The sequence below is a fragment of the Streptomyces sp. NPDC093984 genome (assembly GCF_044764595.1).
Classification (GTDB): domain Bacteria; phylum Actinomycetota; class Actinomycetes; order Streptomycetales; family Streptomycetaceae; genus Streptomyces; species Streptomyces cynarae.
In genome coordinates this window covers 1-12,217 of sequence record NZ_JBIWIM010000018.1, presented here as the reverse complement: position 1 = coordinate 12,217, position 12,217 = coordinate 1, and the positions used below count along the sequence as shown (strand labels likewise).

Below are 12,217 nucleotides of genomic sequence, written 5' to 3'. Positions count from 1 at the left end.
GCGGAAGGGCGGCACCCTGCAGGGTGCCGCCCTTTGGCTCCATGTGACCGCACGCGACTGGTGCGACCGAGGTCCGCGCAGCCTCAGTACGCGCTGTTGACGTTGTCCATCGAGCCGTACCGGTGCGCCGCGTAGTTGGCGGCGGCGGTGATGTTGGCGACCGGGTCGTAGATGTTCCACGAGGTGCCGGGCACGTGGTAAGCCCGGAAGGTCGGGTCGATGACCTGGAGCAGCCCCTTGGAGGGGATGCCGTTGCGGGCGTTGATGTCCCAGTTGTTGATCGCCGCCGGGTTGCCGGACGACTCCCGCATGATGTTGCGGTACAGACCGTTGTACGAACCCGGGATCCCGTTCTGCCGCATGATGTCGAGGGACTGGCGGATCCAGCCGTCCAGGTTGCTGGCGTAGGTCTTCGCGGCGACCGGCTGCGCCGCGGGACGCTGCGCGGAGCGGTTCGCGGCCTGCTGGGCCGGGCGCTGCCGGGCGGCCTGCTGTGCCTTCTGCTGTGCCTTCTGCTGGACCTTCTGCTGAGCCTGCTTCTTGACGGCGTCCTGGGCGGCCTTCTGCTTCGCGGCGATGGCCTCGGCCTTCAGGCCCGCGGAGGCCATCTGGTCGGTGACGGCGACCTTGAGGGTCTTGACCGGCTGGTTGCCGACCGACGCCGGGGCCGACGCGACGGTCGCTTCGTGCGCGGGGGTCTGCGCCTCGCTGGGCACGGCGGTGAACGCGAGGGCCGCGGCACCGAGAGTGGCCGTACCGGCGATGGCGAGCTTGTGGGTCTGGGTGAGCGCACGAGCGCGGCCGAGAATGTTCTTGGGCATTACTGATTGACCTCTTCGAATTGCGCGGAGGTCGCTCTGGCGCCGGCGGAAGAACAGGTGTTTCCAGCACAAGCGCCGCGGGTACGAGACCGCGGCGCCGAGCGACGGAAGCAATTCTTAGCGGCCGCAAAATCGCTGGGCAAAGGTGTGACGTACTACCCCGGATAGTGGCCCGAGGAACGGCAAAACGGGGCAGATCGACCCTTCGACCCCGCTCACAAGCTCCTTCTTGGTCTCCTAAGCTCCTTCGTACGTGACGTACGTCCTATGCGCGGCCTCACATTCCACTCGCATCGGTCTTACCGGGAGTTGCTGGAGCAATGCACTGTGTGAGGGGGTTTCGGCGGCAGGATGAGATGGGTGTCGCCGAATTCGTGCCAGAGATACCGCCCGGCCAGCGCGTGCTCGTATCCGCGGTCGATCGCCTCCCGCCCCGCGACCGCCTCCAGCATCAGCAGATGGGAGGCCTCCGGCTCGTGCAGACCGGTCAGCAGCCCGTCCACCACCCGCACCCCGCGTTCGGGCGTCACCACGAGATCGGTCCAGCCCTCCCGCGCCCGTACGACACCGCCGGCATCCACCGCCGACTCCACGGCCCGCACGGCCGTCGTACCGACCGCGATCACCCGGCCGCCCACCCGTCTCCCACCACCGCCCTTCCAAGGAAGCGCTTCGCGCCTTGCCTGATCCGCCTTGACGGCGTTGATCAGCCACGCCGACGTCTCCGGCACCGCGAAACGCTCCGGATACGGCGGCTCGTGCGCCTCCGCCGACGCCACCCCGGTGTGCAGGGTGACGGGCGCGAACCGCACGCCCCGGCTCACCAGCTCCGCCACCATCCGCGCGGTGAAGGGCCGCGCCGCGCTGGGCATCTCCGCACTGCCCGCGCCATCGGCGGACGGCAGCGCGAACACCGTCTGGTACGCGGCGAGCGGTTGGTCCCTGTCCGTATAGGAGTAACGAATGGGCCGCCCGTGCCGGCCCAGCAGCCCGGACACGTCCGGATCCGACGCACGGGCCCACCACAGGCGGCCGCTCCGCCCCGACAGGGGCGCCTCCAGAACCAGCCGTACGCCGTCCGGGAGACACACCTCTGTTCCCGCGGGCCCTCCGGCACGCGCGCGCGTGCTGCCCCTGCCGTCCGGATCCCGCAGCTCGACGGCCCACCGTGCGTCGTCCCCGCGCGTCGAGAAGTGCACCACCACGCGCGTGTGCCCGATCCGCCCGTCCACCGCGGCCGCCAGCGTCGGCGAGGTGTTCACGACGAGCAGGTCCCCGGCCCGCAGCAGCCGCGGCAGCTCGGTGAACGCGTGGTGCGTGACCTCGGTGCCGCGCGAGACCAGCAGCCGCACCGAGTCCCGGTCCCGGCCCGGGCCCCGCTGCTCGGCCGGAACACGCGCCGACAGCTCCTGAGGAATCCTCAGCGCCGTGCTCACCGCGCCTCCAGCAGGGACGGCGCACCGTAGCGACCGCTCGCCGGACGCTCGTCCAGCAGCCGCAGGAACGCGGGCACCACGCTCTCCGGCGCCGGCCGCGCACCGACGTCGTCCGGTACGGCCGCCGCATACAGGTCCGTCGCCATGTCCCCGGGGTCGACCGCCCACACCCGCAGCCCCGGCTCCTCCGCCCCGAGTACCGCCGCCAGATGGTCCAGCGCCGCCTTGGACGCCCCGTACCCGCCCCACGTCTCGTACGCCTCGGCCGCCGCGTCCGAGCTGACCGCGATCACCGCGCCCGCGGCCGACGCCCGCAGCAGCGGCAGCGCCTCCTGCACCAGGCCCAGCGCGGCGACCGCGTTCACCTCCAGCGCCCGCCGCAGCCCGTCCAGGGCCAACGCCTCCAGTCGTACGAGCGGCTCCGCGCCGAGCGCGCTCGCGTTGTGCACCAGCAGGTCGAGGCCGCCCAGCTTCCGGGCCGCCGCCACCAGGTCCGCGCGGTGCGCGGCGTCCGTGACGTCCCCCGACAGGGCCTCCACGCGTGTCCCGTGCCCGGCCAGCAGCTCCGCCGTCTGCGCCAGGACGGGCGCGGTCCTGGCGTCCAGCACCAGATCCCAGCCGCGCCGCGCCAGCGCCGCGCCGAGCGCCCGCCCCAGCCCCTTCGAAGCCCCCGTGATGATCGCAACCGGCATGATGACCGTCCCCTGGTTCCGAGACCGCCGGTGCTCGGCGGTGGCCTCACCGTAGGAACGGCGTCCGTCCGGCCGCCTCGGACCCGGGCCGCAGCCGACCAGGGCCCTTGGGCCTAGGGCCGGCGGACCAGGCACGGCCGCCACTCGTCGGATACGCCCTGTCACACCTCACCGGTACGGTGAGGTCATGAGCCACGGACCCCGGTCGGGCCTGTACGCGGTCAGCTCCGCGCTGCTGGCCATGAGCAGGCACCTCGAGGTGCGCGACGTCCTCAAGACGATCGTCGCCTCGGCCCGCGAGCTGCTCGACGCGGAGTACGCGGCGCTCGGCGTCCCGGACGACCACGGCGGCTTCGCCCAGTTCGTCGTGGACGGCGTCTCCGACGAGCAGTGGAAGGCCATCGGCCCGCTGCCACGCCAGCACGGCATCCTCGCCGCGATGCTGCACGAGGCGAAGCCGGAGCGGCTCGCCGACGTCCGCACGGACCCCCGCTTCGAGGGCTGGCCGAGCGCCCACCCCGAGATGTCCGACTTCCTGGGCCTGCCCATCCGCGACGGCGACGAGATCATCGGCGCGCTGTTCCTCGCCAACAAGAAGTGCCCGAAACCGGAAGGCGGCTGCGGCTTCACCGAGGACGACGAGGAACTGCTCTCGATCCTCGCCCAGCACGCCGCGATCGCCCTCACCAACGCCCGGCTGTACGAGCGCAGCCGCGAGCTGACCATCGCCGAGGAGCGCTCACGGCTGGCGCACGAACTGCACGACGCGGTCAGCCAGAAGCTCTTCTCCCTGCGCCTGACCGCCCAGGCGGCGGCAGCCCTGGTCGACCGCGACCCCGGGCGGGCCAAGGGCGAGCTGCAGCAGGTGGCGGCGCTCGCCGCGGAGGCCACCGACGAACTGCGCGCCGCCGTCGTCGAGTTGCGCCCGGCGGCCCTCGACGAGGACGGCCTGGTCGCCACCCTGCGCACCCAGGTCCAGGTCCTCGACCGGGCCCACACCGCGCGCGTGACCTTCTCCACCCGTGGCGTACGGGCCCTGCCGGCCGCCCAGGAGGAGGCGCTGCTGCGCGTCGCCCAGGAGGCCCTGCACAACGCCCTGCGGCACTCGGGGGCCGAGCGGGTCGACGTCACCCTGGAGAAGCGCGGCCCGGGCGCCGTGCTGCGCGTCGTGGACGACGGCAGTGGATTCGACCCCCGGGCGATACGCCGGGCGGGGCGCCACCTCGGCCTGGTCTCCATGCGCGACCGGGCGAGCGGGGTCGGCGGCGCGCTGACCGTGGAATCGGAGCCCGGGAAGGGCACCACGATCGAGATGGAGGTCCCTGGTGGCTGACACAATCAAGGTGCTGCTCGTCGACGACCACCAGGTGGTCCGCCGCGGACTGCGCACCTTCCTGGAGGTACAGGACGACATCGAGGTCGTGGGAGAGGCCTCCGACGGCGCCGAAGGGGTCGCCCGAGCCCAGGAACTGCACCCGGACGTGGTTCTCATGGACGTCAAGATGCCGGGGACGGACGGCATCGACGCGCTGCGCAAGCTCCGCGAACTCGACAACCCCGCGCGCGTGCTGATCGTCACCAGCTTCACCGAGCAGCGCACGGTGGTGCCCGCACTGCGCGCGGGCGCCGCCGGGTACGTGTACAAGGACGTGGACCCCGACGCGCTCGCCGGAGCCATCCGCTCGGTGCACGCGGGCCACATCCTCCTCCAGCCGGAGGTCGCGGGCGCGCTGCTGTCCCAGGAGGAGGCGGGCGCGGGCCAGGGCAGAGCGGGATCACTCACCGAGCGGGAACGGGAGGTGCTGGCCCTGATCGCGGACGGCCGCTCCAACCGTGAGATCGCCCGTGCCCTGGTGCTGTCCGAGAAGACGGTCAAGACCCACGTCTCGAACATCCTGATGAAGCTGGACCTGGCCGACCGTACGCAGGCGGCGCTGTGGGCGGTACGGCACGGCGTTAACGGCTGAGCGGATCTTCATACCGTCGGGTGTATATCACCCGGGTGGCGCATCCTCAGTGGATCTCGGCCGTTCTCCAAGGCGTGCTGCGGACCTGCCGCAGTGATCGCAAGGAGGACTCGGAAGTGAAGAACCTGAAGAAGGCCGCAGCCGTGACGATGGTGGCCGGCGGTCTGCTCGCCGCCGGCACGGGCATGGCCTCCGCCCACTCGGCGCACGCCGACGGCAAGGCTGTGGGCTCCCCGGGCGTCATCTCCGGCAACGTCATCCAGGCCCCGGTCCACGTCCCGGTGAACGTGGTCGGCAACACGGTCAACGTGATCGGCGCCCTGAACCCGGCCTTCGGCAACCTGGGCCTCAACCACTGACCCCAGAGACCCGACACCTGCCTCCCCGGCCTCCCGGACACCACGTCCGGGAGGCCGACGTGTCCTCTACTTGTAGCCGAGGCCAGGCAATCTCAGCCGGGTCCGGCCTTTGAGTGAGCCCGTCCGGCGTCTGAGGATGAGGCTGTTCGGGCCGAGGGGGGTCGATTTCAGCCCGTCCGGCGTTCGAGGACGAGGCCGTTCAGGCCGACGGGGGCCTGGGGGCGAAGCCCCCAGGGACGGCCGCCCCACCCCAGGGCGGCAAGAAACCCGGCGGTCACCCCCGCTCCCGCTGCTCCACAAGGGAGTTGTACGCCGCGACCTGCGCCCGCCGAGCCGTCCGCTCCACCGGCCGCAGCGCCTGCGCCCGCGCCGCCATCTCCGAGGCGCTCACCGCCCCGCCGTGCCCGTTCCCGTACGCCAGCGAGAGCAGCAGAGCCACCCGCTGGGCCATCTCCAGCACCCGCACCGCCCGCGGCGGATACCCCGGCGCCAGCACCTCCCGCCCCGCCTCGGCCCGCGCCCGGTACGCGTCGATCGCCGCCTCCGCCACCGGCCCCGACCCCGCCACATCCAGCCGCGACAACACCTCCGTCGCCTCGCGCAGCGCCTCCGCCAGCTCCCGCTCGGCCTCCCCGAGCGACGGCACGTCGGCGGGCGGCGCCTCCCGCACGGGCAGACACTGCCAGACGACCTCCACATGCAGATCGCCCTCCGGCCCCGCCTCGGCCACCGAAGGCACCAGCCCGAAGGCGGCTCCGTAGCAGACCACCGCCTCCTCGGCGTCCAACGCCCGCGCATTGAACTCCGGCGGCCCGCTCAGCCCCAGCGGATGCCCCGGCGCGGGCAGCGCCACCCGCAGCCCGGTCACCCCGAGCGTGCGCAGCCGCCCCAGCGCGAGCGTGAGGCCGACGGGCGCCGACTCACCCGGCAGCCCCTCCACCCGGTGCACCGCATCGTCCCCGACGATGGCGGACGCGGCGTCGTCCGGCGAAACAAGTCCGGCCAAAAGGGCATTTCCCCATGCGGCCAGCCGTCCTGAGCGTGGTTCCGAGAGCATGCCCCCACCCTAAGGAGCCGACCTATGGAATAGGCCGGGCGACCGGTGGCGTAGATTTCGTGGGGGCTGCGCCCATCGGCGTGGCGGACCGCGCCCACAGGCGTACGCGAGAGCCGACACAGGCCACACTGCAAGGGGAGACAACGCGCTCATGAGCGATGTTCTGGAGCTTCAGGACGTATCCGTGGTCCGCGAGGGCCGGGCTCTGGTGGACCAGGTCTCCTGGTCGGTCAAGGAGGGCGAGCGCTGGGTCATCCTCGGCCCGAACGGCGCCGGCAAGACCACCCTCCTGAACGTCGCCTCCAGCTACCTCTACCCCAGCAAGGGCACCGCCACCATCCTCGGCGAGACCCTCGGCAAGCCCGGCACCGACGTCTTCGAACTGCGCCCCCGCATCGGCATGGCCGGCATCGCCATGGCCGACAAGCTCCCCAAGCGCCAGACCGTCCTGCAGACCGTGCTGACCGCCGCGTACGGCATGACGGCCGGCTGGCAGGAGGAGTACGAGGAGGTCGACGAGCAGCGCGCCCGCGCCTTCCTCGACCGCCTCGGCATGAGCGAGTACCTCGACCGCAAGTTCGGCACCCTCTCCGAGGGCGAGCGCAAGCGCACCCTCATCGCCCGTGCCCTGATGTCCGACCCCGAGCTGCTGCTCCTCGACGAGCCCGCCGCCGGCCTCGACCTCGGCGGCCGTGAGGACCTCGTACGCCGCCTCGGCCGCCTCGCCCGCGACCCGATCGCGCCCTCCATGATCATGGTCACGCACCACGTCGAGGAGATCGCCCCCGGCTTCACCCACGTCCTGATGATCCGCCAGGGCAAGGTGCTCGCCGCCGGCCCGCTGGAGCTCGAGCTGACCTCGCGCAACCTCTCCCTCTGCTTCGGCCTCCCGCTGGTCGTCGAGCAGGTCGGCGAGCGCTGGACGGCCCAGGGCCTGCCCCTGTCCTGACCCGCGCAAACCTCGGTAAGAAGCCGCCTACGCCGCACTCTGCGCCCTGTCCGCGGTCGTGCCGGCGGTCCTACCATGACCGTGTGGACATCGACGCGTGGGTGTGGTGGCTGATCGGCGCGGCAGCGCTGGGCATCGGACTCGTGATCACCGCGATGCCGGAGCTGGGGATGCTCGCGGTGGGCGCCGTCGCGGCGGCCGTGATCGGTGGCCTCGGCGGCGACGCGGTCTTCCAGGTCGCCGTGTTCGCCGTCGTCTCGGTCGCGCTCATCGCCGTGGTCCGGCCCATCGCGGCCCGGCACAGCGCCCAGCGACCCCAACTCGCCACCGGCATCGAGGCGTTGAAGGGCAGGCAGGCCGTCGTCCTCGAGCGCGTCGACGCGAGCGGCGGCCGCATCAAGCTCGCCGGTGAGGTCTGGTCGGCCCGACCGCTCAACGGCGAACTCGCCTATGACGTGGGCCAGGAAGTCGACGTCGTGGACATCGACGGGGCCACGGCGATCATCATGTGACCTCGAAGGACGCAACTGCGCCGAACAGCCCACGAGGTACGCGACGGTCTGTCACACTCGACCAGCAAGATCTTCAACAACCGTAAGATCCCACAGGCGCCGAGGCGGAGAAGGAAGCAGGGAATCACGATGGGACCGGTCGTCATCGTCCTGATCATTCTGGTGGTGTTGGTCTTCATCGCCCTGATCAAGACGATCCAGGTCATCCCCCAGGCGAGCGCGGCCATCGTCGAGCGCTTCGGCCGCTACACACGGACACTGAACGCGGGCCTGAACATCGTGGTCCCGTTCATCGACTCCATCCGCAACCGCATCGACCTGCGCGAACAGGTCGTACCGTTCCCACCGCAGCCGGTGATCACCCAGGACAACCTGGTCGTCAACATCGACACCGTCATCTACTACCAGGTGACCGACGCCCGGGCCGCCACCTACGAGGTCGCCAGCTACATCCAGGCCATCGAGCAGCTCACCGTCACCACCCTGCGCAACATCATCGGCGGCATGGACCTCGAGCGCACCCTGACCTCCCGCGAGGAGATCAACGCGGCCCTGCGCGGCGTCCTCGACGAGGCCACCGGCAAGTGGGGCATCCGCGTCAACCGCGTCGAGCTGAAGGCGATCGAGCCCCCGACCTCCATCCAGGACTCGATGGAGAAGCAGATGCGCGCCGACCGTGACAAGCGCGCCGCGATCCTCACCGCCGAAGGCACGCGCCAGGCCGCCATCCTCACCGCGGAGGGCGAGAAGCAGTCCGCGATCCTCAAGGCCGAGGGTGAGGCCAAGGCCGCCGCGCTGCGCGCCGAGGGCGAGGCCCAGGCCGTCCGTACGGTCTTCGAGGCCATCCACGCCGGCGACCCGGACCAGAAGCTGCTCTCCTACCAGTACCTGCAGATGCTCCCGAAGATCGCCGAAGGCGACGCCAACAAGCTCTGGATCGTCCCCAGCGAGATCGGCGACGCTCTCAAGGGCCTGTCCGGCGCCATGGGCAACTTCGGCCCTCTGGCAGGCGGTTCGGGCGGCAGCGGCGGCTCCTCCGCCTCGTCCTCCACCAACAACGGCGGCACGAACACCGAACGCCGAGAGAAGCCGTCCATCGACTGACACGGCACCGCCACGCCCTTCACACGAGCTGGGGCCCGCCTTCCCCGGAAGGCGGGCCCCAGCTCACGTCTGATGTACGGACTACGCCGCGCTCTGCGACAGCCACTCCGGCAGCGCCTCCAAGTCGTCCTGCCCGAGCGCCAGCAGCATCGCGTCGGCCGGCGTCGGCTCGAACGGCTGCCGCAGCAGCGTCATCCCCGCCTCCTCCGGAGTCCGGTTCGCCTTGCGGTGGTTGTCCTCGGCACACGCGGCGACCGTGTTCAGCCAGGTGTCGCCACCACCCTGCGACCGCGGCAGCACGTGGTCCACGGTCGTCGCCCGCCTCCCGCAGTAGGCACACCTGTGCCGGTCCCGCACCAGGACACCCCGCCTCGACCACGGGGCTTGTCTTCGGAACGGCACCCGTACGTATCTGCAGAGCCTGATGACCCGGGGCGCCGGTATGTCCACATCGGCGCCCCGCATACGGAGTTCGGGGTGGGCCTGCTCGACGACGGCCTTGGCCTGCAGCACCAGAACGACGGCTCGGTTCAGCGTCACCGTCGACAGCGGCTCGAAGCTCGCGTTCAGCACCAGCGTGTCACGCATCCAGCCCACCTCCTGTCTGCACCTGCCCACCCCGTGGCGGGCTGGATCAACTCTGGCCGGGCACGCCGAGATGGACAACGCAATAAAAAATGCCCGCCTCTGATCACTTCCAAGACCAGAGGCGGGCAAACGTTCAATGAACGTCAGTTTCACGGGGGCCTGCGTCAGCCCTCGGCTGGATTCTCGTACTCACCGATGAGCTGCGCGCGCGCCAGCGCGTGGAACCGCAGGTTGAAACCGACCACGGCAGGAGAGGCGTCCGAGTCCGGACCGAGCTTCTCCCGGTCCACGGCGTACACCGTGAACACATACCGGTGCGGCCCGTCCCCGGGCGGCGGCGCGGCACCGCCGAAGTCCTTCGTCCCGTAGTCGTTGCGCGCGTGCACCGCAGCCTCGGGCAGCCCTTCGAACTTCCCGCTGCCCGCTCCCGCCGGCAGCTCGGTGACCGAGGCCGGGATGTCGAACAGGACCCAGTGCCAGAACCCGCTCCCCGTCGGGGCGTCGGGGTCGTAGCAGGTCACGGCGAAGCTCTTGGTCTCCGGCGGGAAGCCCTCCCAGCGCAACTGGGGCGAGGTGTTCCCGGCCGAGTGGACCTGAGCGTCCTTGAGCCTGGCGCCCGGCTCGACGTCCTCGCTCGTCACCGTGAACGACGGCACGGGCGGATGGAAGTCATGCGGCAGCGGCGGCCTCTTGAGGTCGGTCACCTCGGTACCTCCAAGTCAGTGGATCAACCGATTCCAGTTCCGAGCCTAGAACCAGCTGCGCTTGCTGCCGACCTCCGACAGCCACTGATGGAGGTATGCGGCCCAGTCGGTGCCCTGGAAGTCGTTCAGACCGACCTTGAAAGCCCGGTACGAGTCGCTGCCCTCGCTGAACAGCCCCGGCTTCTTGTCCATCTCCAGGATGACGTCCATCTCGTACGCGTCGGCGACGAAGCTCAACTCGACCTGGTTCAGACCGCGGTACTGCGACGGCGGGAAGAACTCGATCTCCTGGTAGAACGGCAGCGTCTGCCGCGTACCCCGGATGTGCCCCCGCTCCATGTCCGCGGTCTTGAAGCGGAAGCCCAGCTGGATGAACGCGTCCAGGATCGCCTTCTGCGCGGGCAGCGGATGCACGTTGATCGGGTCCAGGTCGGTCGAGTCCACGGCCCGCGCGATCTCCAGCTCGGTCGTCACCCCGATGTGCATCCCGCGCAGCGCCTGCCCGTCGATCATGGTGACGGGGGTCTCCCAGGGAATCTCCAGCCCGAACGGCACGGCGTGCACCGCGCCCGCCTGGAGCTCGAAGGCACCACCGAGCCGGACCTTCGTGAACTCGATGTTCTGCCGGTACTCCTCGTCACCGCTCTCGACCTCGACCTTGGCCTGCAGACCGACGTTCAGGCCCTCGATCGCCTGGTTGACGGACCCGCCCTGGATCCGCACCTCGCCCTGGACGACACCGCCCGGCACGACATTGACCTCCGTCAGCACCGTCTCGACAGACGCGCCGCCGGCTCCCAGGCTCGCGAGCAGCCGCTTGAACCCCATGAAATCTTCCCTCCCAGGCAACGTCTTGACCCGTAGCCTCGTAGATCCGTCCGATCCGTAGATCCGTAGACACGCGATACGGCCAGGAGCCGGTTCCGCGCCCTACCCTCCCCACCCTTCCAAGGACGAGGACCCTCGACCACCCTTGGGCACACACCCGTCTGGACTACGCTCGTACGCCATGATCGCGACCCCCGACCGTACGCCCCTCCCCAGGGAGTTCTTCGACCGGCCTGTGCTCGAGGTCGCGCCCGACCTCCTGGGGCGCATCCTCGTCCGCACCACACCGGACGGTCCGATCGCGCTGCGCCTCACGGAGGTGGAGGCGTACGACGGCCCTAACGACCCCGGCTCCCACGCCTATCGCGGTCGCACACCCCGCAACGACGTGATGTTCGGTCCCCCCGGCCATGTGTACGTCTACTTCACCTACGGCATGTGGCACTGCATGAACCTGGTGTGCGGTCCGGTCGGCAGGGCGAGTGCCGTGCTGCTCCGCGCCGGCGAGATCATCGAGGGCGCCGAACTCGCTCGGAAGCGTCGACTGTCGGCCCGGAACGACAAAGAACTAGCCAAAGGTCCCGCCCGCCTGGCCACGGCCCTGGGCGTGGACCGCGCCCTCGACGGCACGGACGCCTGCACCACGGGCGAGACCCCACTGCGCATCCTGACCGGCACGCCGGTCCCCCCTGACCAGGTACGAAGCGGCCCGCGCACCGGCGTCGCCGGCGACGGAGCCGTCCACCCGTGGCGTTTCTGGGTCGCCAACGACCCCACGGTGAGCCCCTATCGGGCGCATACGCCCCGACGGCGCCGAAGTTGACGCGCCCCTGGAGGATGCGTAATGTAGCCCAAGCCGCTGGAACGGTTACGGCGTTCAGCCAGCAGCCGAGGCGGCCAACCCACTACATGCGACTCCCTCTCAGAGGGCGGATTTCGGTGTGCCCGCATGCCTGGAATTCGAACTCGGAGACTCGATTATGAGTTACAACGGGAATCGGCTAACGTAGTGAATGTCGAAAGGCCGGGGCCGAAAAGCCCGGACTCAAGACAATCCCGCCGACCGGGAATCGGATCGAGAAAAGGTCTGATAGAGTCGGAAACGCCGAAGGGAAGCGCCCGGAGGAAAGCCGAGAGAGTGAGTCTCTCCGGTGAGTACAAAGGAAGCGTCCGTTCCTTGAGAACTCAACAGCGTGCCAA

At 70.3% G+C, this 12,217-nt stretch carries 14 protein-coding genes; 7 read left to right on the top strand and 7 right to left on the bottom strand.

Annotated features, from left to right (window positions below):
* Positions 1–83: 83 nt before the first annotated feature.
* From ACIRC0_RS35500 to ACIRC0_RS35490, 3 genes are all read right to left on the bottom strand, one after another.
* Positions 84–821 (bottom strand): transglycosylase SLT domain-containing protein, encoded by a 738-nt coding sequence (locus ACIRC0_RS35500; protein ID WP_403624943.1) that lies wholly within the window; start codon positions 819–821, stop codon positions 84–86.
* 299 nt (positions 822–1,120) lie between these two features.
* Entirely contained in the window at positions 1,121–2,257 is a 1,137-nt protein-coding gene (locus ACIRC0_RS35495; RefSeq protein WP_403624940.1) for an S-adenosylmethionine:tRNA ribosyltransferase-isomerase, read from the bottom strand.
* Complete coding sequence (locus ACIRC0_RS35490; protein WP_403624937.1) at positions 2,254–2,949, bottom strand: SDR family NAD(P)-dependent oxidoreductase; 696 nt, start codon at positions 2,947–2,949, stop codon at positions 2,254–2,256. The genes ACIRC0_RS35495 and ACIRC0_RS35490 overlap by 4 nt, the downstream gene beginning before the upstream one ends.
* A gap of 187 nt (positions 2,950–3,136) precedes the next feature.
* On the opposite strand from ACIRC0_RS35490, the gene ACIRC0_RS35485 reads away from it, so the two are divergent.
* The 3 genes from ACIRC0_RS35485 (at position 3,137) to ACIRC0_RS35475 (ending at position 5,275) form a co-directional block, all read left to right on the top strand.
* Positions 3,137–4,282 (top strand): GAF domain-containing sensor histidine kinase, encoded by a 1,146-nt coding sequence (locus tag ACIRC0_RS35485; RefSeq protein WP_403624934.1) that lies wholly within the window; start codon positions 3,137–3,139, stop codon positions 4,280–4,282.
* Complete coding sequence (locus ACIRC0_RS35480) at positions 4,275–4,916, top strand: response regulator (protein ID WP_403624931.1); 642 nt, start codon at positions 4,275–4,277, stop codon at positions 4,914–4,916. The genes ACIRC0_RS35485 and ACIRC0_RS35480 overlap by 8 nt, the downstream gene beginning before the upstream one ends.
* A gap of 116 nt (positions 4,917–5,032) precedes the next feature.
* The gene (locus ACIRC0_RS35475; protein ID WP_103844364.1) at positions 5,033–5,275 is read left to right on the top strand and encodes a chaplin; all 243 of its coding nucleotides are present in this window, start codon (positions 5,033–5,035) and stop codon (positions 5,273–5,275) included.
* Between the two features lie 274 nt (positions 5,276–5,549).
* Here ACIRC0_RS35475 and ACIRC0_RS35470 read toward each other — a convergent pair whose 3' ends face one another.
* Positions 5,550–6,332, bottom strand: coding sequence for a hypothetical protein (locus tag ACIRC0_RS35470; RefSeq protein ID WP_403624928.1), 783 nt, complete (start codon positions 6,330–6,332; stop codon positions 5,550–5,552).
* A 151-nt stretch (positions 6,333–6,483) separates the two neighbouring features.
* Here ACIRC0_RS35470 and ACIRC0_RS35465 point away from each other — a divergent pair, with 151 nt between their 5' ends.
* From ACIRC0_RS35465 to ACIRC0_RS35455, 3 genes are all read left to right on the top strand, one after another.
* The gene (locus ACIRC0_RS35465) at positions 6,484–7,281 is read left to right on the top strand and encodes an ABC transporter ATP-binding protein (RefSeq protein WP_403624925.1); all 798 of its coding nucleotides are present in this window, start codon (positions 6,484–6,486) and stop codon (positions 7,279–7,281) included.
* An 83-nt stretch (positions 7,282–7,364) separates the two neighbouring features.
* A complete protein-coding gene (locus ACIRC0_RS35460; RefSeq protein ID WP_403624922.1) occupies positions 7,365–7,793 on the top strand; it encodes an NfeD family protein in 429 nt (142 codons plus the stop codon).
* Between the two features lie 129 nt (positions 7,794–7,922).
* A complete protein-coding gene (locus ACIRC0_RS35455) occupies positions 7,923–8,897 on the top strand; it encodes an SPFH domain-containing protein (protein WP_403624920.1) in 975 nt (324 codons plus the stop codon).
* Positions 8,898–8,978: 81 nt separating this feature from the next.
* Here ACIRC0_RS35455 and ACIRC0_RS35450 read toward each other — a convergent pair whose 3' ends face one another.
* From ACIRC0_RS35450 to ACIRC0_RS35440, 3 genes are all read right to left on the bottom strand, one after another.
* Positions 8,979–9,485, bottom strand: a complete 507-nt coding sequence (locus ACIRC0_RS35450; protein WP_403624917.1) for an HNH endonuclease — start codon at positions 9,483–9,485, stop codon at positions 8,979–8,981.
* 164 nt (positions 9,486–9,649) lie between these two features.
* A complete protein-coding gene (locus ACIRC0_RS35445) occupies positions 9,650–10,189 on the bottom strand; it encodes a YbhB/YbcL family Raf kinase inhibitor-like protein (protein WP_403624914.1) in 540 nt (179 codons plus the stop codon).
* Between the two features lie 45 nt (positions 10,190–10,234).
* Positions 10,235–11,017: a sporulation protein gene (locus tag ACIRC0_RS35440; protein ID WP_200423143.1), complete on the bottom strand. Its 783-nt coding sequence runs from the start codon at positions 11,015–11,017 to the stop codon at positions 10,235–10,237.
* A gap of 181 nt (positions 11,018–11,198) precedes the next feature.
* On the opposite strand from ACIRC0_RS35440, the gene ACIRC0_RS35435 reads away from it, so the two are divergent.
* A complete protein-coding gene (locus ACIRC0_RS35435; RefSeq protein WP_403624911.1) occupies positions 11,199–11,840 on the top strand; it encodes a DNA-3-methyladenine glycosylase in 642 nt (213 codons plus the stop codon).
* Positions 11,841–12,217 lie beyond the last annotated feature (377 nt).

Excerpts from the sequence above, each read along its gene's own strand:
- ACIRC0_RS35500 (WP_403624943.1), bottom strand. The coding sequence starts at position 821 with ATGCCCAAGAACATTCTCGGCCGCGCTCGTGCGCTCACCCAGACCCAC.
- ACIRC0_RS35490 (WP_403624937.1), bottom strand. The coding sequence starts at position 2,949 with ATGCCGGTTGCGATCATCACGGGGGCTTCGAAGGGGCTGGGGCGGGCG.
- ACIRC0_RS35485 (WP_403624934.1), top strand. The coding sequence starts at position 3,137 with ATGAGCCACGGACCCCGGTCGGGCCTGTACGCGGTCAGCTCCGCGCTG.
- ACIRC0_RS35470 (WP_403624928.1), bottom strand. The coding sequence starts at position 6,332 with ATGCTCTCGGAACCACGCTCAGGACGGCTGGCCGCATGGGGAAATGCC.
- ACIRC0_RS35465 (WP_403624925.1), top strand. The coding sequence starts at position 6,484 with ATGAGCGATGTTCTGGAGCTTCAGGACGTATCCGTGGTCCGCGAGGGC.
- ACIRC0_RS35455 (WP_403624920.1), top strand. The coding sequence starts at position 7,923 with ATGGGACCGGTCGTCATCGTCCTGATCATTCTGGTGGTGTTGGTCTTC.
- ACIRC0_RS35450 (WP_403624917.1), bottom strand. The coding sequence starts at position 9,485 with ATGCGTGACACGCTGGTGCTGAACGCGAGCTTCGAGCCGCTGTCGACG.
- ACIRC0_RS35440 (WP_200423143.1), bottom strand. The coding sequence starts at position 11,017 with ATGGGGTTCAAGCGGCTGCTCGCGAGCCTGGGAGCCGGCGGCGCGTCT.
- ACIRC0_RS35435 (WP_403624911.1), top strand. The coding sequence starts at position 11,199 with ATGATCGCGACCCCCGACCGTACGCCCCTCCCCAGGGAGTTCTTCGAC.